At 42.9% G+C, this 19,961-nt stretch carries 19 protein-coding genes; 10 read left to right on the forward strand and 9 right to left on the reverse strand.

Features of this window, described 5'->3' with window-relative positions; genetic code table 11:
* Window positions 1–435: 435 nt before the first annotated feature.
* Window positions 436–1,089 (forward strand): dUTP diphosphatase, encoded by a 654-nt coding sequence (locus tag AVL57_RS11415; RefSeq protein ID WP_057791271.1) that lies wholly within the window; start codon window positions 436–438, stop codon window positions 1,087–1,089.
* A 108-nt stretch (window positions 1,090–1,197) separates the two neighbouring features.
* Here AVL57_RS11415 and AVL57_RS11420 read toward each other — a convergent pair whose 3' ends face one another.
* From AVL57_RS11420 to AVL57_RS11430, 3 genes are all read right to left on the reverse strand, one after another.
* Window positions 1,198–2,877, reverse strand: coding sequence for an AMP-binding protein (locus AVL57_RS11420; protein WP_057791269.1), 1,680 nt, complete (start codon window positions 2,875–2,877; stop codon window positions 1,198–1,200).
* Between the two features lie 267 nt (window positions 2,878–3,144).
* Window positions 3,145–7,326: an EAL domain-containing protein gene (locus AVL57_RS11425; RefSeq protein ID WP_057791266.1), complete on the reverse strand. Its 4,182-nt coding sequence runs from the start codon at window positions 7,324–7,326 to the stop codon at window positions 3,145–3,147.
* Between the two features lie 112 nt (window positions 7,327–7,438).
* On the reverse strand, window positions 7,439–8,746 hold the full coding sequence (locus tag AVL57_RS11430) for a ribonuclease J (protein ID WP_372620420.1): 1,308 nt from the start codon (window positions 8,744–8,746) through the stop codon (window positions 7,439–7,441).
* Window positions 8,747–8,912: 166 nt separating this feature from the next.
* On the opposite strand from AVL57_RS11430, the gene AVL57_RS11435 reads away from it, so the two are divergent.
* The gene (locus AVL57_RS11435; protein ID WP_057791264.1) at window positions 8,913–9,566 is read left to right on the forward strand and encodes a YceH family protein; all 654 of its coding nucleotides are present in this window, start codon (window positions 8,913–8,915) and stop codon (window positions 9,564–9,566) included.
* On the opposite strand, the gene AVL57_RS11440 is transcribed toward AVL57_RS11435, so the two are convergent.
* The 4 genes from AVL57_RS11440 to AVL57_RS21305 form a co-directional block, all read right to left on the reverse strand.
* A complete protein-coding gene (locus tag AVL57_RS11440) occupies window positions 9,563–9,793 on the reverse strand; it encodes a DUF2789 domain-containing protein (protein WP_057791262.1) in 231 nt (76 codons plus the stop codon). The two genes, AVL57_RS11435 and AVL57_RS11440, sit on opposite strands and share 4 nt — an antisense overlap.
* 65 nt (window positions 9,794–9,858) lie before the next feature.
* On the reverse strand, window positions 9,859–10,209 hold the full coding sequence (locus tag AVL57_RS11445; RefSeq protein ID WP_057791259.1) for a DUF2750 domain-containing protein: 351 nt from the start codon (window positions 10,207–10,209) through the stop codon (window positions 9,859–9,861).
* A 16-nt stretch (window positions 10,210–10,225) separates the two neighbouring features.
* Window positions 10,226–11,062, reverse strand: a complete 837-nt coding sequence (locus AVL57_RS11450) for a LysR family transcriptional regulator (protein WP_057791257.1) — start codon at window positions 11,060–11,062, stop codon at window positions 10,226–10,228.
* 128 nt (window positions 11,063–11,190) lie between these two features.
* Window positions 11,191–11,358 carry a hypothetical protein gene (locus tag AVL57_RS21305; RefSeq protein ID WP_167347521.1) on the reverse strand — a complete coding sequence of 56 codons (168 nt, stop codon included), beginning with the start codon at window positions 11,356–11,358 and terminating at the stop codon, window positions 11,191–11,193.
* Between the two features lie 388 nt (window positions 11,359–11,746).
* Between AVL57_RS21305 and AVL57_RS11460 the strand changes: the two genes are divergently transcribed.
* Together AVL57_RS11460 and AVL57_RS11465 are read left to right on the forward strand one after the other, a co-directional pair.
* On the forward strand, window positions 11,747–12,106 hold the full coding sequence (locus tag AVL57_RS11460) for a MaoP family protein (RefSeq protein ID WP_057791253.1): 360 nt from the start codon (window positions 11,747–11,749) through the stop codon (window positions 12,104–12,106).
* Window positions 12,107–12,377: 271 nt separating this feature from the next.
* Window positions 12,378–13,121: a PRC-barrel domain-containing protein gene (locus AVL57_RS11465; protein WP_057791251.1), complete on the forward strand. Its 744-nt coding sequence runs from the start codon at window positions 12,378–12,380 to the stop codon at window positions 13,119–13,121.
* 62 nt (window positions 13,122–13,183) lie between these two features.
* On the opposite strand, the gene AVL57_RS11470 is transcribed toward AVL57_RS11465, so the two are convergent.
* Window positions 13,184–13,519: an ArsR/SmtB family transcription factor gene (locus AVL57_RS11470; RefSeq protein WP_057791250.1), complete on the reverse strand. Its 336-nt coding sequence runs from the start codon at window positions 13,517–13,519 to the stop codon at window positions 13,184–13,186.
* Between the two features lie 188 nt (window positions 13,520–13,707).
* On the opposite strand from AVL57_RS11470, the gene AVL57_RS11475 reads away from it, so the two are divergent.
* Both AVL57_RS11475 and AVL57_RS11480 read left to right on the forward strand, forming a co-directional pair.
* Entirely contained in the window at window positions 13,708–14,058 is a 351-nt protein-coding gene (locus AVL57_RS11475; RefSeq protein ID WP_057791249.1) for a rhodanese-like domain-containing protein, read from the forward strand.
* 72 nt (window positions 14,059–14,130) lie between these two features.
* A complete protein-coding gene (locus AVL57_RS11480; protein WP_057791248.1) occupies window positions 14,131–15,066 on the forward strand; it encodes a LysR family transcriptional regulator in 936 nt (311 codons plus the stop codon).
* A gap of 135 nt (window positions 15,067–15,201) precedes the next feature.
* Here AVL57_RS11480 and AVL57_RS11485 read toward each other — a convergent pair whose 3' ends face one another.
* Window positions 15,202–15,807, reverse strand: coding sequence for an exopolysaccharide biosynthesis protein (locus AVL57_RS11485; RefSeq protein ID WP_057791247.1), 606 nt, complete (start codon window positions 15,805–15,807; stop codon window positions 15,202–15,204).
* A 579-nt stretch (window positions 15,808–16,386) separates the two neighbouring features.
* Here AVL57_RS11485 and AVL57_RS11490 point away from each other — a divergent pair.
* From AVL57_RS11490 to AVL57_RS11505, 4 genes are read left to right on the forward strand one after another with little or no spacing between them, the layout of a single operon-like run.
* On the forward strand, window positions 16,387–17,718 hold the full coding sequence (locus AVL57_RS11490; RefSeq protein ID WP_057791244.1) for a sigma-54-dependent transcriptional regulator: 1,332 nt from the start codon (window positions 16,387–16,389) through the stop codon (window positions 17,716–17,718).
* A 17-nt stretch (window positions 17,719–17,735) separates the two neighbouring features.
* Window positions 17,736–17,960, forward strand: a complete 225-nt coding sequence (locus tag AVL57_RS11495) for a hypothetical protein (RefSeq protein ID WP_057791242.1) — start codon at window positions 17,736–17,738, stop codon at window positions 17,958–17,960.
* Window positions 17,961–17,964: 4 nt separating this feature from the next.
* A complete protein-coding gene (locus AVL57_RS11500; RefSeq protein WP_057791241.1) occupies window positions 17,965–19,479 on the forward strand; it encodes a sensor histidine kinase in 1,515 nt (504 codons plus the stop codon).
* A complete protein-coding gene (locus tag AVL57_RS11505; RefSeq protein WP_057791240.1) occupies window positions 19,469–19,921 on the forward strand; it encodes a response regulator in 453 nt (150 codons plus the stop codon). Before AVL57_RS11500 ends, AVL57_RS11505 begins: the two co-directional genes overlap by 11 nt.
* Window positions 19,922–19,961: the final 40 nt, after the last annotated feature.

Raw genomic sequence — 19,961 nt, forward strand, 5'->3', positions numbered from 1 at the left:
CCATACAGGCCTCAGGACACGAAAAACCTGTATGGGTAAGGTTTACGGGTTACCCAGTAGCAACGTGAATAAGCGTTGCCTGGCGCTCATTCACGTTAGCGCTACTGCATAACACAGTTAACAAAAATGATTTTGCAGGTTAAGTGCCAACTTTTAATTCGAATAAAATCAACAACTTAATCAAAGTCGTGTTTTATATAAGTCTTTCCTTAGGTTACTAATGGTGCAGGTGCACCATTTATGCACCATGAATTCAGCCCGTGTTTCGGACTCAACCTGCGACTGATCCCCTAAACCTTCAACAGCATTACGCTAAATAAGTCATCAATAAACATTCACTGACTCTTCGCATTGCAGTACAATTTCCTCAATTAGAAATTAGGTTTACCGCAGTGTAATGCTTAATTTGATAAAGACATCGTTTTAGGAATAATAATGCTTACACAACAACAACTTGCCACCATGCTCGCACTACAAGACAAAATGAACACAAAAGTTAATCCCGATTGGATTAATGCAGGCTACGGTTATTTGCGAGCCGCTATGGTGGAATCTGTTGAAGCGATTGAACACCACGGCTGGAAATGGTGGAAAGCACAGCAAAAAGATTTGCCACAACTGCAAATGGAATTGGTCGATATTTGGCACTTCGCGCTATCTGCGTGCATCATCGATTCTAAAGGTGAAGTCAGTACTGCTGCTGAAAGTATTGCTGCACAATTAGCCTTAGGTGATGTTATCGTCACCTTCGACGGTAGAGAATACCAGCCAAAACAGCAATCGCTGTTAGACAACTTAGAATTAATGACAGGGCTTTGTGCCGCTAAACGTTTTAGTGTGCCGCTTTTCATGGAAATTGTTGAGCAGTGCGATATGCATGCCGACGAACTTTATCGTCAATACGTGGGCAAAAACGTTCTAAACTTCTTCCGCCAAGACAACGGTTATAAAGAAGGCACCTACAAAAAAGAATGGCAAGGACGTGAAGACAATGAACATTTAGTTGAAGTCATGAATGACTTGAACCTGTCAGACGCTAGTTTCAGTGACAACGTGTATAAAGGGCTTCAGGCAAGATACACCGCCTAATTTAACTGACATTGCGCAAGTCGCTTTTTAATTAGCTGCACTTACAAAAAAAGCCGAGCATAATAATATGCTCGGCTTTATCATAATTTACGCTGCTCACTTACTGAGTTAAGCATCTACCCATACTAATTTTTCTATGTATTCACCTTGAATTACACCGTCAAAACGCTCTTCAAGCACATGGCGTTTCACTTTAAGCGTTGGCGTAAGTAGGTCGTTCTCAATACTCCACTCATTTTTCATGATAACCACACGATCCATCACTTGGTGGCTCTCTAGCTTCGCATTGATGTGTTCAAAGGTCTTTTTGAGGCTAGCTTCAACACTTGCCTTATCGTGTTTTTGCGCGTCTTCACTTAGTACTAACAAGGCGACAGGTTGAGGAAGGTTATTCCCCGTTACACAAACCTGTTCTACGATAGGGTTTTCCATGAATTTAGCTTCAATAGGTGCTGGTGCTACGTATTTACCCTTGGCTGTTTTGAAAATATCTTTCAATCGGCCGGTGATCTTAACGTAACCGTCTGCATCAATAACACCTTTATCGCCCGTGCGAAGGTACTTATCTTCAGTAAAAACTTCTGCTGTTTTATCGGGCTCAAGGTAGTATTCGAGCATGTTACATGGCGCTTTAACTTGAATCTCGCCTTCTTCTGAAATGCGAACATCTACGCCCTGATAAGCTTTACCGATACAACCAATTTTGTCGTGGCGGAAAGGCACGCTACTAGTACCGTAGGCACTGTTTTCCGTCATACCCCAACCTTCTGAGATATAAACACCAATTTTAGCAAACCATTCAATAACAGCAGGTGCTAACGGCGCTGATCCACTGGCCCATAAACGTGCACTGTCGATACCAATACCTTTACGTACTTTCTTCGCCACCAATTTATTGATAATTGGAATCTTCAATAAGGTATCTAGTTTCTTCTGTGGCATTTTAGCCAATACGCCCATCTGGAACTTAGTCCAAAGACGAGGCACAGAAATAAACAAAGTAGGCTCACAATGAAGTACATCACGTTGGAACGACGATAGCGTTTCAACAAAGTGAATTTTGCCGCCACTGTAATAGCTTGCCAATTCAACAAGTACGCGCTCGGTGATGTGGGCTAGAGGAAGATAGCTTAGAAGCCTATCGTCACGGTTAACATCAAGTTGCTCTAGCGATTGCTGTGCAGCCCAACAAATCGTGTAATAACTATGAACTACCCCTTTCGGTTGACCCGTACTACCCGACGTATAAATAATTGTCATGATGCTGTTCATATCTTGAACAGGCGAGTCAGCTATAGGCGAACAATCGATAAACTCTTTCCATTGCTGCTTGGTATCGATATTCGGATAAGGAAAGGCAACAGTCTTATATTCAGCTGGAATAGACGCTACTTGCTCTGCAGTATTATCTAACTTACCTACGAACAATAATTGAACGTCGGCGTGCTTGAGAACGTATTGTACGGTGTCAGGCCCGGCAGTAGAAAAAATTGGCACTGAGACGTGCCCTGCCATCATTATACCTAAATCGGCAATAAACCATTCGGCACAGTTTTTCGAAAAAATACCGATACGGCTGCCTGCAGGCAATGCCATTTCTTCAAGTCGTTTCGCTACGCGACGAGCAAGGTTACCCACCTGCTTCCACGTATAATCTTGATATTCACCATTAACAGGCTGAGTAAGGAAAACGTCGTCCCCACTGGTTTGCTCCCAGTGGTACAACATACTTAATGGCGATTTAATCACTTCAGTGCTGTTTGCGTTTGCTGTCATGTCTAGCGGCATAGGTCACTCATATGTTGTTATAATGTAGCTTATTTTTACAATCATTTCACAGATCTCTAATAAGCCTTATTTTCAGACGAATAACAAGCTTTTTAAACGGACGTTTACATTTCATGCGATGAATGACGTGGCGTAGCGCCGGAAATTTAGATTTCTTATAGTTTAGACTTAACTTCTATGATGATCTAATACGCGTTAATTTTAAGCAAATACCTATTCTTCCATCGCTTGGGAAGTTAACGGCGCACTTAAATTAGTAAACTTCACTCACCATTGCTTAAACAGATAGGAGGAAAGTTCATTGCTGGGCATAGGTTTAGCGTAAAAGTAGCCTTGATGTAATACACATCCTTTTTCAGACAGACTCAGCGCCTGCTCTTCGGTTTCTACGCCCTCAGCAACACTCAACATATTTAAGCTGCTAGCAAGGGTTATTGTGGTCGTTACCAAAGCATCGTTTGCATTGCCTGGTGCCATATCGTTAACGAAGCTTTTATCAATTTTAAGTACCGATAGCGGGTAACGCTTAAGATAACTTAGTGACGAATACCCAGTCCCAAAATCATCTAACGCTAGAATGAAACCTGCATCAACGAAGCGTTCGATTTGACGCAGTGCATTGTCACTATCATCCATCAATACACCTTCCGTGATTTCAAAACGAAACGCTTCTTTTGGCAGATTGAATTCTTTTAGTAAGGAAAAAACAGCGTCTAAATCAAACTCGGTTTTAAAATGAAGGGCAGATAAATTGATTGAAACGAAACCTCTAAAGCCTTCTTCATACCAAATAGCTAAATCTTCGGCAGCCCGACGCATGGCCGACCGAGTCACATCAATGATATACCTTAACTCTTCTAGAACGGGAATAAAGACGTCTGGGTAAATAGGTTTGCCATCTAGCTCACCACGAAGTAGCAGCTCAACCCCGATGGTAGTTTTTTCGTGGGTATTAATGATTGGCTGATAATGATTGAAGAAACTGTCTTCAGAATAAGCACGTTTTATTAAGTTTTCTGTGATGAGCCTGTGTTTAGCTCTGTCGTTCATATCTTTCGTGAAGTATGTAAAACCACTCAGGGTATCTTTCTTTGCAGAATACATGGCCACATCAGCTTGTTTAATTAGCTCAGCGGGCTCTGTGGCATCATCGGGGTAAAAGGCAATACCGACACTGCATGATACCCGTAGCACTTCGTTAGCCAGCGAAATAGGGGTTTCAACCGACTCGATCAACTGTGCTACAAAAGAGGTAAGCCCATCGGTGGTTTCCATGTCTTCAATGACAATCACAAACTCATCGCCGCCCAAACGCGCTACGGTACCTGCATCAGAGGCTAAGTTACGCATTCTATTCGCCACCACTTTGAGTAGCTTATCGCCATAATCATGGCCTAGTGAGTCATTAATACCTTTAAAGCGGTCTAAATCTACAAACAACACTGCCACATGGGTACTTTGTTGACGCGCCCCTGCAATAGCATGTTCTAATCGGTCCAGTAGCAAGCTGCGGTTGACCAGGCCTGTTAGGCCGTCATAATTGGCTAACTTCAGCAGTTTACGTTCTGCATTCTTTTGTTCTGTAATATCAGACACTACAAGCAGATAATGGTCAGCTTGCTCGTCTTTTTCGCTCCCCTTAACAGCGCTAATGTCTATCAGTACGTCATACTGCTTTTTGTCAGCGCCTTCAATAACCGCTTCGTCCTTCCAAAACTCTCCCCCCTTGAGGTCAGAAAGCTTGCCAGATAGCTGCCATTCCAGCGTAGGATAACGGATGAAAAGCCTATCAATCTGCTTTGCTAACGATTCTTTGGTGTTGAATTCAAATACGTTTTCAAATGCGGGGTTTGCAGCCACAGGCACTTTATTTTTGTCAAAAATAAGCACCCAGTCACGGGTTTGGCGAAATGCATCGTTGAAAAGTAACGCTTGCTGCTGCGCTTTTTGGAGTCGAAATAAATGACGCTGGCGTGAAACCACGTACGCAATAATCATCAGCAGTATCAAGATGAAATACATTGCATAGGCAAAGGGCGAGCGCCACGGAACATAAGGCATATCGAACGTTAATGTGGCGGGTAAAACGTTATATTCCACACTGCTGGCCAGTGGTCCCACTGTAAAGTGATAGCGGCCTGGCTCTAAGTTAGTTAAGGTAATTTTATCGTCTTCTGACACGCCATCACTAACCACTTGGTTGTTGCGTAGCAAGGTGTAGTGATACTTTGCTTTACCTACTCCATTCATCGACAAGGATGAAAAGTGGATAGTCATTCCGTAATCTTGATAATCTAAACTGATATTCTGCCCGTTTAAATTACCTAAGGGGAGCAAAAGCTCACGTGAATCGACACTCACATCAGTAATTGCTGTCTGTCTGGAAACGAGGTTCGAATTGCTGCCCATTTGTTTGAGCAACGCGGGAGAGAAAACCACAACACCTGATGTTGAGCCATAAGCGAGACGCCCGTCAATAAGCTCAAGTGATGCCCCTTGATTAAACTCCGACACTGATAATTCTCGGCCGTAAATAAAGTTTTGTACTTGAGCTGAGGCTGGTGAGTACCGGTGCAGCCCAGAATGCGAACTAAACCAAATATCTCCGTTACTGTCTTTTTGTAAGCCGTAAACGATGTTGGAAAGTAACAAGTTACTTTCGTTTAACTTATAAAGCGGTTCAAAGGTATCGGCATCTACTCCGAATAACCCATAACCACTAAAAGCGAGCCACAATACACCTGTGTTATCGATAACCCACGATGTTATCGAACGCTCATTCGCGCGTTGTTTTTCTGAAAAGCGATATACCAACTCATGCTCTAAGGTAACAGGGTCGACCAACCATAGACCGCCAACCATGGCAAGAAACAGACGGTTATCGTGATAAGAAGAGGCACCTAAAAAGCCAATGGAAAAATTGATATCGAAGATATCCTCATCCAAACCGATAATCTCTAATTTTTCCGCCTCTAAGTTGTAGCGGTAGTAATGATTACCGACAAAATATAAGTCGCCGTCAGCACCTATGGTAATACTAGAGTTCCATGCATTGAACACATCGCTATCAAAAGATGATTGCAACGGTGGTATCGATAATTTTCCTGTACTGGGGTCGAACAACCGGATCCCCATGTAAGTTTGCACAAACAACCTGCCATCGCCTGTGGGGACTAACTTTTCAATTAACCACTCTCTTTCGGCCACAAATTCACTGTCAGAGGTAATGAATTGTTCTGATGTGCGCGCTTTGAGGTTAAATCGATTCAATCCGTTTTCGGTACCAATCCATAACACGTCTTTGCCGGTTTGAGTTAAAGACCAAACCACACTGTCGCTTAGCGTGGTACTTTTGTCATTTCGGTTGTTTTGAATAGCATAAATTTCGGCGCTTTTTACGCCAAAATACAATGCCCCCGCGTAAACCGAACTTAACCATAAATTACCGGCATAATCGGTTTCAATATCAAGAATGCGTTTGTTAGAGAGCTCTGTTCTGCCGTTATGGGGCTCAAGGATGTGTTCACTCACCCATTTGTTTTGGATAAGTTGTAATTCAAACAGACCTTCGTTGGTGCCAAACCAAAATGCGTTGTCGTCACGTTGTTCCATCGTCCAGATATTGCGGCTTCTGACTATTTGCTGGAACCCCGAGGGCTTATCGCTAACCACATGAGACAATAATTCAACTTTCGTGGTTTGAAATAGCCCATTAACCGTACCTACCCAAATCCTGCCTTCCGTGTCGTGCATCAGAAATTTAGTGTTTAGGTTATCAATATCGGGCTCAACGCCGTTCAGGTAATTAACGGAAATGGTTTTTGCATCAGCGTTGGATAACTCGAGAGCATCTAATCCATCACTAGTGGCCAGTAATAGCCAGCCGTCTACAACGATAATATCTCGAATGAAATGCCGTTGAGCAATGAGTTCGTCACTGAGTATGAAAACTGTCTCGTAAGACATGGTGCGAGTATCAAAACGAATAACCTGTTCAGGCATGGCAATGAACAACGTAGCTTCATCTTGCCAATAAAACTGACTAACATCTTGAAACCAATCTTCTTGGGTTGAAAACGGTAATGCCACTTGTTTGGTGATAGCTTGGGTGCTGAAATCAAGGCGGTAAACACCCGATGCATACGTGCTTATCCAGAGTGCCTTGTCAGTTTCTAAGCTAATTTTGTTTATTGATGCATTGACGAAAAGATCGTTGGGACCTTTTATAATTTTTGTTCTTACGCCATCCCATCGCGCCACGCCGCCATCAGTGGCTATCCATACAAAGCCATCTTTATCTATAGCGATATCGTTTACAACATCTTGTGGAAGCCCATTTTTCGTGGACAACGATTGGAATACTGGATTTGAAAGACGGGGAGACTCAGCGTAGCTAAAAGTGCTAACGAAACAAACAACAAATAAAACTGAGATTAGGTACCAGCGCATGACAACTCGTATGAATGAATCGTTATTATTATTTTTTATAGTGTATCAGAATGTTTGAGTAAATTGCAGCCAGTACCACTAAGTTCCTAAGACGTGCTTGCGTTAAACTTTATTAATCTTGCTGAACAGGAACTCGCCCAGTATTAATAACTTGCCGTCGAATGCTTGGTTGAGGAGCTAACCGATACAAGTCACCGTTTTGCCCCACGTAGTGTTTTTTTACACCACATTCTTTGGCAATCATCGCATGAGCTTTAAGGTGCACCTCTTCGCCATGCACAGGAATAGCAATTTGTGGCTTCACCCAATGGTACATGAGTTTGAGTTCTTCGGCGCATGGGTGACCACTTGCATGAATAGGCAGCTGACTCTCTTCACTCATGATTACTTTTACGCCTCTAGCACTAAGCACATTATTTACTCGCTTAATGCTGTCTTCGTTACCCGGTATTGCAATAGCGGAATAAATAACGGTATCGCCTTTGTCTAATTGTAAATGAGGGTGACTGTCGTTGGCCATTCTAGAAAGGGCGGTATTTTTCTCCCCCTGACTGCCTGTTGCCACACCGAGCACTTCATTTGGTGGCAAGTAGCCTAAATGAAACGCATCTGCCACTGGCAAGTCTACAGGCCAGATTCCTTGTTGGCGGGCAATGCTGTACATATTGATAAGAGAGCGCCCGTATAGAGCAACGTAACGCCCGGTTTTTTGGGCCACCCTAGCTAGGGTAATTAATCGCGCGATATTACTACCAAAACAGGTAACGACGACTCTGCCCTGCAGTGGTTTAACTGTGCTCAACAAACCGTCGTAGCAATTGCGTTCAGAGATGGAGAAACCTGGTTTTGTCGCGTTGGTTGAATCTCCAACCATGGCAAGAATGTTTTCGTTCCCCAATGCGCGATAGGTATTACTGTCAAAAGGCTTACCGGTAATTGGCTGCGCGTCAATTTTCCAGTCGGCAGTATGTAAAACCGTGCCCGCTGACGTGGCTATTTTTAACGCATAAGGTTCGGGCAGCGAATGGGTTACTGATAACCAGCTTACATCAAAGGGCCCTAATGTCAGCGTTTGCTCAGAGGCTATCTCTACTATAGGTACTTTGTTGGCTAATTTGGTTTGCGCAAGTTTACGGCGTAATACTTCGGCAGTAAAAGAAGTGGTATAGATGGGGCACTGAAAACGTGCCCATAAATACGGTAATGCGCCTACATGATCTTCATGCGCATGAGTGATAACAATGCCGGCAATATTCTCTTTTTGCGCCGCAATGAAAGCGGGATCTGGCGCAACTACCCTGTGATGGGTTTGCTTTTTTGTACCAGTATAGCGATAAGGAGGAATAAGCGGTTCATCGAACGACACTCCACAATCTACCATTAACCATTTGCCGTCATGCCCATACAGGTTCAGGTTCATGCCTATTTCCCCAGTTCCCCCTAATGGCAAAAACCAAAGCTCCTCTTTTTTCGGCGTTATCAAACCTTAACCACTCCTTTAACTGCTTTCAGGTTAGAATATAAAACTTCCATGAGAGTTGTTACTATACTTTCATACGTAAATACTTAAAGACCGAATATTTATCATGACCACACCTTTATCTGATATGGAAGCACGTGTTATTGGTGTACTACTTGAAAAGTCAGTGACTACGCCCGAACAATACCCTTTATCGCTTAATGCGCTCACCAATGGATGTAACCAAAAAAGTAACCGATTACCCGTCACTCAGTTAACTGAAGACGAAGTCATTAAAATACTTGATGGATTGAAAGGTAAACGAATTGTTCAAGCTTCATCAGGCTATGGTAGCCGAGTAGACAAATATTCCCACCGTTTTTGTAATACCGAATTTGGAGATATAAAACTTAGCGATCATCAGCAAGCCATTATTACCGAACTCTTATTGCGCGGACCGCAAACACCCGGTGAATTGCGAGGTCGGTGCCAGCGTTTAGCACAATTTGCTGATATCAGCGATGTAGAAGCAACCATCAGCAGCTTACTTGCTTACCAGCCAGATGCACTTATTTTCTCATTACCAAGAGAGTCTGGTAAAAGAGAAATACGCTATAACCACACATTTTGTCAGCGAGGTGGGTATAACGATAACGGCGAAAGTGAAAGCAAAAGCGAAAGTGCTGATACCGTTGAAACACTAAAGGCGGCTTTACTAGAAGTAAAAGCCACCCTTGCCGATTTAGAATCAAGAATTAATGATTTATCGTCAGACGACTAGTGCAAACGCACATTGAGTTGGTCGATAATTTCAGCCCAATCGGCGTCGTCTTCGATAGCCGTTTTCAAGAAAGCTGCTTGGCTTTCAGACCAGAAGGGCGCTTGGAAAATATGTTGGCTCTTATTTAAGCCTTTGTGCGTTTCAATAAAACTGTCTATTGCTTCATCGCTACTATCTAGCCCTAACTGTTCAAACAAACTGCTCATAGTCGGTTGTTCAGTAAACATGGTAGCTCCTCTTCAATCATGATAGTCCGGTAATATTGAAACGCTAAAAGCAAATGATGAGATCATTAAATTTGCTGTGCAAATTCCTCTGGTTCCATCACTTCACCTTCCTCTCCTGGTACCGGACAAACCATCACCGTAAGGTTATCTTGCGTCATGCCGCCCACCCATTTGGTAAGAAAGTCTTTGGTAGAAATTTCCATCGCTTCACAGTCTGACCAGTCTTCAGTTGCCCATAGCAAAGCAAGAGATGATTCCGGCCATACTGGAATACCATCTTCATCGTCTGTCGTTAACATCACGCAACCATGTTCATCTTTAAGAATAAAAAGTTTGCCCGACGTTTTAATTAATTCAACGCTGGCTTCTAAGCGTTCGAATGCGTTCATCTGTAATAATGGGTGTTGAGTTGTCATAATTTTCTCTTTGCTATTAGGCTGGGTGTATGGCCGATACGCTGGTAATTAAGGCTTCTAGCCCTACACGCCTGACTTGTTTCATGGTGTGAAGATAAACTTTCATGGTTATACCTTCTAAAGGCTGTATTAGTGAAATTGCGATAGTTGGATCAAGTTGATTTACCGCTCCTTCAGGAAGTACAGCAACGCCACCCTCATATTGTAGGTTATTAAGCGCTAAGTTGAGCGAGTTCGTACGTAATTTAGCATCACGAAGTTGAGGGTATAACGTAAGCAATAGATCTCTGGCTTTGCTGCCCCAATCAATGGCTACAAACTCTGCCGCGTCGACTACATCACTGCCTTCGCCAATTCGGTATAACCCTAATTGGTTTTCTAGTAACACTTCACTTTTAACTTCTTCTGACTTTAGCGGCTCGGTTGAAAAAGCCAAATCAGTTACCCGCTCGTGCAATTGACGAGACAGGCCATCGAGAGAAAGTACTTCTGCTTTAACAGACCAATCAGGAAATGTGTTATGAAGGTGGCTTAAGGTGGTAGGCAACATTAATTCACTGGCTAACTGCGTTGCCCCGCATACCACATATTCAGAAGACTGAATTTGCAGTTCTTGCTTGGCTTCATTTAGCGTACTGCAAAGCTGCCGTGCGTACGGCAACAGCTTTTCACCCGATTGGGTTAGCTGAATACTATTTCGCTGACGTATGAAAAGCGTGGTATGAAAGTATTCTTCTAGCAACTTGATCCGCGCACTTACCGCAGATTGCGTTAAATAAAGATTTTCAGCTGCTTTGCCAAAATGTCGGGTTTTTGCAACTTCAATAAATGTGGTGAGAAAGCGTATATCCATGCTTCTTACAAAACCGATAAATAAGTGATTGTAAATTGTCACAGATAATACGGCATGTAAACACAAAAGCACAGCAACGCACTGCTATAAAAGCAGTGCGTTGTATTTATTTTCAACTAAGAAGCGCATTAACTGCCTTCGTGCATCAAACGGCGCTGTTTCTCTCGACGTTGTAAGTCACGATTCTGTTTATTCTTTACGCTTTGGTGGCGCTTAGTGCCCACCTTCTTGGTGTGAAAGTTTTCCTCTTCTACCGAGTCCAATTCTTCACTTTGGTAACGATAGTCTTTACTCATGTCTATCTCTAGGTTATTGCCACTTCGTCATTATTATCTTGGCGCCAAAAATAGAAAACGAATTTTTCTCATCGTTGCGACAATAATTTTTTGTAGTGAGTTTTGGTCATGTATTTCGCTTCGTCGTCTCAATTCACCTACACCTGACCGCCCTTTCATCGCCACATCACAACAATTACAAAATAAATTAAATTTCAATAACTTGAGCATCTTAAAAAGGAGCAGAATCTGTAAATTCACGTTTTTCACGCCCCATAAACTCGTACATTTTTTGGCGTTATATTTTCCAACAAAATTTTTTATTGAGAAGGAAAAAATGTTTTGTTTTATGTTCTGATTCTTTTGTCTTAAAAGTTCGCTTGAAGACAACTCAATGCTGGGTACAACCATGAAAAATTTATCAATTCGCGTTTCTCAAAAACCTTTTATAGATAGACAAAAATTTCCTTATGGCTTTCGAAAATCTGGCGACTTCAGTATTGGTGAGGCAGATATACTAACCGGTTATGGAAAGACCTTACTGGCACTAGAATGCGGGGAGCTATCACCAGAGACAGATGATGAGCGTCACTTTCTAGACTTTATCAGTGGTAAAGTGGAAGCTGAAAACGCTTTAGAGCGCACTTGGGCCAAGTACGTACGCTTATCTCGAGGCAAGAAACACTTCTACACATTACATAGCAGCGCTGCGAGTAACCAATCGGATTACGATGAAGATTACAGCGATGAAGCATTCGATGTAGCCTAATTTTAGATTCGACCTCTTATCAACCAGCTTGGTGCAAATCGGGCTGGTTACCTTTATTTGTGATATTTCCCTCGCTATTCAACCTGTTTGTTGATCCATATCTAGATTGCGCCCGAACAAATCTTTGCATATTTGTAATGTTCAAACAGATGGTTCTATATTAATAACTTAGCATTGTGAAATTGCTATTTTACGCAAACCACGCTGTTAGAAAAATAGTAGAACAATATCTAATGAATTACCCAAGCCTGAAGGCAAAGGAGGCGCAGCGATGATGGTGTCATATAAACAGATTAAACATTTTTCAATTCATGCTACCGATAAGGACATAGGCGGCGTACGAGATATACTTTTCGACGATAAAGATTTCGTTGTTAGATATGTAGTTGCCGATACAAATACGTGGCTTCCCCTAAGCAGGAAAGTGGTTATTTCACCTATTTCGGTCACACGTGTTGATCGGGAAGAAGAAACCGTTGATGTATCCATGACGGCAGACACGCTTAAAAACAGCCCATCAATTGACGAGCACAAACCAGTTTCAAGAGAATTCGAAGAAACGCTATTTCGTTACTTTGGCTACGGCTATTACTGGATTGGCCCTGGCGCGTGGGGCGATTTCGCTCACCCAAACCAACTAGCCGATCCTGAGTTAGCAGCCATGGGTAAAGAGGAGTTAGATAATAAACCTGACAATCATCTAAGAGCTTGCGGCGAAATCAGTGGTTACGAAGTGGCCACCCAAGACGACAATGTTGGGCACATCAGCGATTTCATATTTGATACTGAAGGTTGGCAAATTCAGTTGTTAGTGGTAGATACAAACAACTGGCTACCGGGTGGTAAAAAGCTTGCAGTACTGCCCTCAGACATCAAGAATATCGATTGGTCTTCACATAATGTCTCGGTCGTCCTAACCCACGAGGGGTTGATGGCTAGACCGGAAGTTGACCTTGATAAATTGGGTGACACTGCATACGTAGAGGCCTTGATAGCGAATGCGAAGCTTGTCTAACTAAGTCGAGTGCCATTTGAGCAAGAGCGATTAACTGTCTTTTAGCAAACTTTTAACTAAGGTTAATCGTTCTGAGCGCAAAAGAACTTGTGGAGCAGGCCAATAGTTTGCTTCACTCTTTCGTCGGCTAGCCGATAGTAAATGGTTTGTCCGTCACGGCGTGTGGCCACCATTTTTGATTCTCTTAATAGGGCCAAATGTTGTGAAATCACAGGCTGAGAAACGTCTACTTGGTCTAACATTTGGGTAACAGATAACTCTTTATCCACTAAAGAGCAAAGAACCATTAAACGGGTTTTATTCGCCAACTGCTTTAGATAGAGCTCAGCTTCCATTGTATATTGAGCCATTTCGCTCGTATCTACAGATAGATTATCAACGGCTAGATTATCAGTCATAACAACTCACTTATAAATTTACGTAGACGAGCTACCAACCCGCCATATTATACTAAAGTATACTACTATAGCGGCGAACGCCAAAACTCAATGTCATTTTTTTATAAAAAATATAATGAAAATAGGTGCTAGAAAATATAACCACTTCCTTATATAGTAAACTCATCATTATTTTTCAAGGTGTTCTAATGTTAATTGATATCACTACTAGACTCGCTAATATCCCTTTCCCGCTACGTTGTATTACGGCTAAAGAAGCGATGCAGGAAATATCTTCTAATCATGGTTTATTACTTGATGTTCGTGAGCCCGCAGAGGCAGCGTCTAGCCCGGTTGAAGCTGCATTAAATATTCCTCGTGGCGTGATAGAGATGAAAGTTATCGAAAAATGTAAAGATGCTAAGTTTCCAATCTATATTCATTGCGCCTCGGGTATTCGCGCCAAATTAGCAGCCGAACAGCTAATGAACATGGGGTATGACAACGTGAGCGTGGTAACCTGTTCAATAGGCGATATTAAGCAAGCCACCGACGCATAAGCGCTGACAGCCTCTGGTCGCTTGTGGTATAACCGCTCTATACAGTGACAGAATAATCGATTAGAGCTCGCGATGTTAAAATCTACGTTAGAACAATGGCGCATGTTTAAGGCTGTGGTAGATGCTGGAGGCTTCAATCAAGCTGCCGCATTAGTGCACAAGAGCCAATCTAGTGTGCATCATGCGGTTCAAAAGTTAGAAAATGCCATTGGCGTTGTGCTGTTCGAAAACAGTGGTCGTAAGGTAAAATTGTCCCCTCAAGGGGAGTTGATGTATCGTCGAGCAGCGTTCGTTTTGAATGAAGCTCAAAAGTTAGAAGCGGTAGCGGCTAGCTTACAAGCAGGAACTGAAACACTTCTTCGTATCGCCGTTGATATTATTTTTCCATCAGACTTACTCTATAACGTACTAAGCAAGGTGTCTGAAGAATTCCCGCTGCTGCGTATCGAGATTGAAGAAACTGTATTAAGCGGCGCAAACTCCCTACTAGATAGTGGCAATGTCGATATCGCAATTTCACCTTTCCCCTACCCCGGCGGTTTCAGTGAAGATTTATGCGAGATAGACTTTGCCGCGGTAGCACATGTCAACCATCCTCTGCACGCACTCGACCGCGCATTAACATTAGAAGATCTCAAGTCGCATCGCCAAATAGTAGTAAGAGATTCATCGGCTGAACGTAAAGTTGATGCAGGTTGGCTTGGCGCCGATCAGCGCTGGACGGTTAGCCACATTAGAACGTCGGTAGATATGATTTCTCAAGGGCTTGGGTTTGCTTGGATCCCTATCGCTATCATCAAAAAAGAATTAGAAGAAGGGCTGTTGCTGCCGCTTCCAATTGATAGCAACAGTGGGTTACGCCGCGCCATGCTTTATCTTACATTTGAAGATGGTGACGGCCTAGGGCCCGCAGCAAGAAGCTTTATCGGTGAACTTAGATATCAATCGATGCAGCTTCCTTCTGCTGATGGCATGCTTGATCAATGTACAGAGTCTCTGCATCGTTAGCATAAGCTGTGGGAACACGGTTATAGCAAAAGTGTTATAGCCAAGCTGTACTTAACGTAAAACCTCAGAAGCAAGAACTCGGGTATTTTAACCAATATCTAGTTTGTCCAATTCCAAGTATAGCCAGCGCTTGGTTTACCCAATACCAAGCGCAATTTGTTGGCCGCCATACAAGAAACCAAATAGAGCAATGGATAGCCCAAAGAGTGCTACAGCGCCGTCATCCGTTGCCATACCTATAGCCATAATCAATACGGCGAACGCCGGTATTAACCCCATGAAGGGTACTAATTCTAATGGTACCATCAACAATCCACACGCCGCGCAGCTAAGTGCAATCAATGAACGAAACACTGGTTGACGCATAAAAAACCACCGTGGCATTAAGAATCGGTCAAATCGCACCGCCACAGGTTTCATTTTATTCACCAAAAATTCAATTCTATCAGCGTCCATTTCAATTTTCATAATGGTAGCGGGAAGCCACGGATGACGGCGACCGAGTAAAATTTGCATTGCTATCAGTAAAATTGTCACACCGGTTATGGTAGGTACACCAGGAATGGCTCCTATGGGCGTTGCTGCAATAAACGCAGGTAAAGCCAACATGGGTCCAAACCCCCTCTTTTCCATGGCATTCCAGAACTCGGAAAACGCCATGGCGTCGGTAGTGTTTTTGGGCTGCATCTTGCCCAACAACTCATAAAGTGTCATTGACCTTGCGCCAGTTTCCTCAAACATTTTTATTCCCTATTTATGGCTTGAAGCTTATGCCCCATTTCCATTGAAACCTATGCGTCTTGTGTGATAGCGAAGCGCAATACGCTTTGGGTATTCCATCAAAAATTAAATTAATTCAGCAGTATTTCCGAGCTCAACGATTATATTTTGCGCTAACCCGTAAATAAAAATCTGAGATAAATTTTTCAGAAAAATACGTACAAGCGCTGAATTTTCGCGTTTGGTTATAGAACTACTGTGAGATTGATAATGCGATAACTGTGCCACTGGAGTGGGTCAGCGTTCAAATTTGTGCTTTTTTGGTAGCAATCGGCACAATATGTGCTTTATCAGGAAAAGATATGTCAGTGTGTGAATTATGTTTAGCTAGCCCTCTTTTGCATGATGCGAGGATCGCATCTTGAGGTCAGCCCCAAGATATTGCTGCCCAACTCAACCAAAGTTGAGTATGAATGCGACAACGTCTGCGTTTGAATGTAATAATGCACAAATAATTATAAAATCTGGTCAACTTACCCATCCAATGTGCTGAGACAAGCTATCAGGAAGTGGTTGGTCAATTAAAAAAGGGATATTCAAGTGTTAACTGTTTTACTTGTAGATGATGATGCCGAGTTTACCGAGGTGGCCTGCACTATTATTGAGTTTCTCGGCCACGAAGTTCTAACTGCTGCCACATTAGGTGAAGCGCGAGACTGGTTAAAGAAAGAAACTTTCGACCATGTATTACTTGATTTCATGTTGCCAGATGGCAGCGGTGCACACTTGTTCGATGAACTTAACGCACTTCCCAAACGTCCACGCATTACCCTTATTACCGGACACCCATCGGTAAAAGGCGTCATTAAAGGTTTATGCGGCCCCAATATTGATTACCTTGTTAAGCCTATTCAACGTGAAGACATTGAAGCAGTATTAACGGGGAAACCTAAAGTTGCTGAAGATACCAGCGAAAAAATCGAAAAGCATTTCGACTTGCTTATTGGTGAATCTGCGCCAATGAAAGAACTCTACAAATTAATTGAGAGAGTAAGCAGAACAAGCGCAAACGTTATGCTACTTGGCGAAAGTGGTGTAGGTAAAGAGGTGGTTGCAGCCGCCATTCACCGCGCTTCAGAAAGTGAAGGCCCTTACGTAGTGACCAACTGCGGTGCCTTTTCAAAAGAATTGATTGGTAGTGAATTATTTGGCCACGAGAAAGGCGCATTTACAGGCGCAGTTGGACGTAAAGAAGGTGTTTTCGAACAAGCTGAAGGCGGATGTTTGTTCTTGGATGAAATCACTGAGATGCCTATCGACATGCAGCCAAACTTACTGCGCGTATTGGAAAACAAAGTGGTTATCCGTGTTGGCGGTACTAAAACTATCCCGGTCAATTGCCGCGTGGTGTCAGCGACCAACCGAACCATGGAAGAAATAGCACAAAGCAAAGTGCTGCGTGAAGATATCTACTTCAGACTTGCGGTGTTTCCAATCACCATACCCACTTTGCGCGAACGCAAAGAAGATATCCCTCTATTAGCAAAAACCTTTATTGAAGAATTTAATAAAGATAATGGCTCTAAATTTAGTTGGCAAGAAAGCCAGCTAAACACGTTACAAGCCTACGATTGGCCAGGTAACGTACGTGAATTGCGCCACTTTGTTCATCGCGCCGCCATTATGAGCGATCCGACAAAACAGGTAATAGAGCTTCCTAAAACGATTGAATCGCCTTTTGCTAAAAAACAAAGTACAGCGCCAGCACTCCAAGCAGGACGTACTATTGAAGATGTTGAAAAGGAACTTATTTACGCAACGCTTGAGAAGGTTAATGGGAATAAAACCATGGCCGCTGAGATGCTTGGCATAAGTACCAAGACCCTATACAACCGACTTCACGCGTATGGCGATTTGGTCAAAGAAGACTAGTAAGGCAGGAAAAAGTTATGACTGAAGATGAGTTTGCCCGATTGAGCACCTATGTACACGATGCACGCAAACCGCTGAATCGCATTTCCATGCAAGCTGAATTGGTAAAAATGGCGCTTAATGGTGAAGTTCCCGCCCAAAAAGCGATGGCAGCATTGGATAAAATAATTTCCAGTGCTAAAGACTGCAGTGACTCCCTTTCTGAAATGACTTCAGATTTTGGCGACACATTATTGGATTGATGTAATGCTAAACAAAGTTTTGTCTTCGCTATACAGCTGGGTAATCATGGTGGTATTCGTGATTGCTATTATTACTGCGAATTCATTTTATGTGGTGCAAACCCTTGATGACTTATCAGCCCTAGAAGCGCGCTTGTTTACCACCAGTCGCGTAATAAGTGCGGTAAACAAATTGCACGTGGCCGTTTTGCGCGCCGAATCAGGTCAGCGTGGTTTCCTTCTTACTGAAGATGAAGCTTATTTGGAGGAGTACACACAAACGCTGAATAACTTCACGGCCCTTGCAGATGAAGTTGAAGTGAGTGCTTTGGCGTCTGATTTGCCGGAACAATCAGAACGGATTGAAAAGCTACTCGCCCTTACTCGCGTTAAAATTAACGGTATGGTGCGAATTGTAGAGCTAGTAAGAGTAGGTGATTTAGAGCAAGCCTTTACATTACTTGAAAGCGATAAGGGCCTTGATTTATACAACGACTTCGAGAATATGTTCGAACGCATCGATTCCTCTGAAAGGGATATTCAAGGTACGCACTTAGCCAGTTTGATGAAGCTAAGACGTGACTCAGTGAATACATTATTAATTTCTTCAGGTACCACCCTATTTCTCATTATCTCAATTTTCTTGTTGTTAAAGGCCAACATTCGAGAAAATGAAAAACATAAAGATATCCTGGTTGATGTGAACGAAGATTTGGAGCATAAAATTTCAGAGCGAACCCAGGAGCTCCGTATATATTCAGATGAGTTGGCCCGCAGCAACCGAGAACTTGAGGACTTTGCTTTTGTGGCGTCTCACGACCTGCAAGAGCCTCTACGAAAAATTCGAGCTTTTGGTAACCGGTTAGATTCTGGCTATAGAGATGTTATGGATGAACGAGGACAAGATTTTCTTGCACGTATGCTGAATGCGGCAGAACGGATGTCTATGTTGATTTCTGACCTGTTGTCTTTTTCTCGCGTTTCTACACGAGGTAAAGACTTTGAGCAAGTGAATGTCGGTGATGTCATCGATGGTGTGCTGGGTGATTTAGAAATAGCCATTGAGGAAAAAGGTGCCAATGTTATTGTGCAAGACATTCCGACTATTCGCGCAGACAAATCACAAATTGATCAGCTGTTTCTGAACTTGCTGTCAAATGCGCTAAAATTTCAAACCGCCGACAAAGCTCCCCTTATTGAAATTACGGCGACACCACCAAGTGAAACTGATATGAAGGACATATTGTTAGCTGACGAGTATGACTGGATTAAAATCCAAATCTCAGACAACGGTATTGGCTTTGAACAGAGTTTTGCAGAAAAGATTTTTGCCCCGTTCCAACGCTTGCACGGACGAAGCGAATACAAAGGAACAGGGATTGGCCTAGCGGTATGCCGACGCATTGTTGAACGCCACAATGGTCAAATTTCGGCAAAAAGTTCGCCAGGAGAAGGTGCAACCTTTACTATCCTTCTGCCAATAAACAGCGAGCCTTTTGGCTCTCTAAATAATAATGGAGATACCACACATGACGCGTAAACAAACCCAACCTATTAATATCCTTATGGCAGATGACGATGAGGACGATCGTCTATTAACCGTAGACGCACTAAAAGAAAGCCGTGTGTTAAACAACTTATTTTGTGTTGAAGATGGCGTGGAATTACTTGAATTTTTACGTCATGAAGGGAAATACACAGATGCCAGCAAATTTCCACGCCCTAGCTTAATTCTGTTAGACCTTAACATGCCACGTAAAGACGGCAGAGAAGCGCTGCAAGAATTGAAAACCGACCCTAAATTACGTGGGATCCCAGTAGTCATCCTTACTACGTCCAAAGAAGAAGAAGACATGCTTCGAGGATACGATTTAGGCTGTGCTTCCTATATCACCAAACCTGTGAATTTCGAGGGACTAGTCGAGCTTATGCGCGCGCTAGGTCGCTACTGGATTGAGTTTGTAGAATTGCCACACGATTAATTGAATCATATAAATTCGATTTAAGCTGATGTGAGTCACT

Source organism: Alteromonas stellipolaris (genome assembly GCF_001562115.1).
GTDB classification, from domain to species: domain Bacteria; phylum Pseudomonadota; class Gammaproteobacteria; order Enterobacterales; family Alteromonadaceae; genus Alteromonas; species Alteromonas stellipolaris.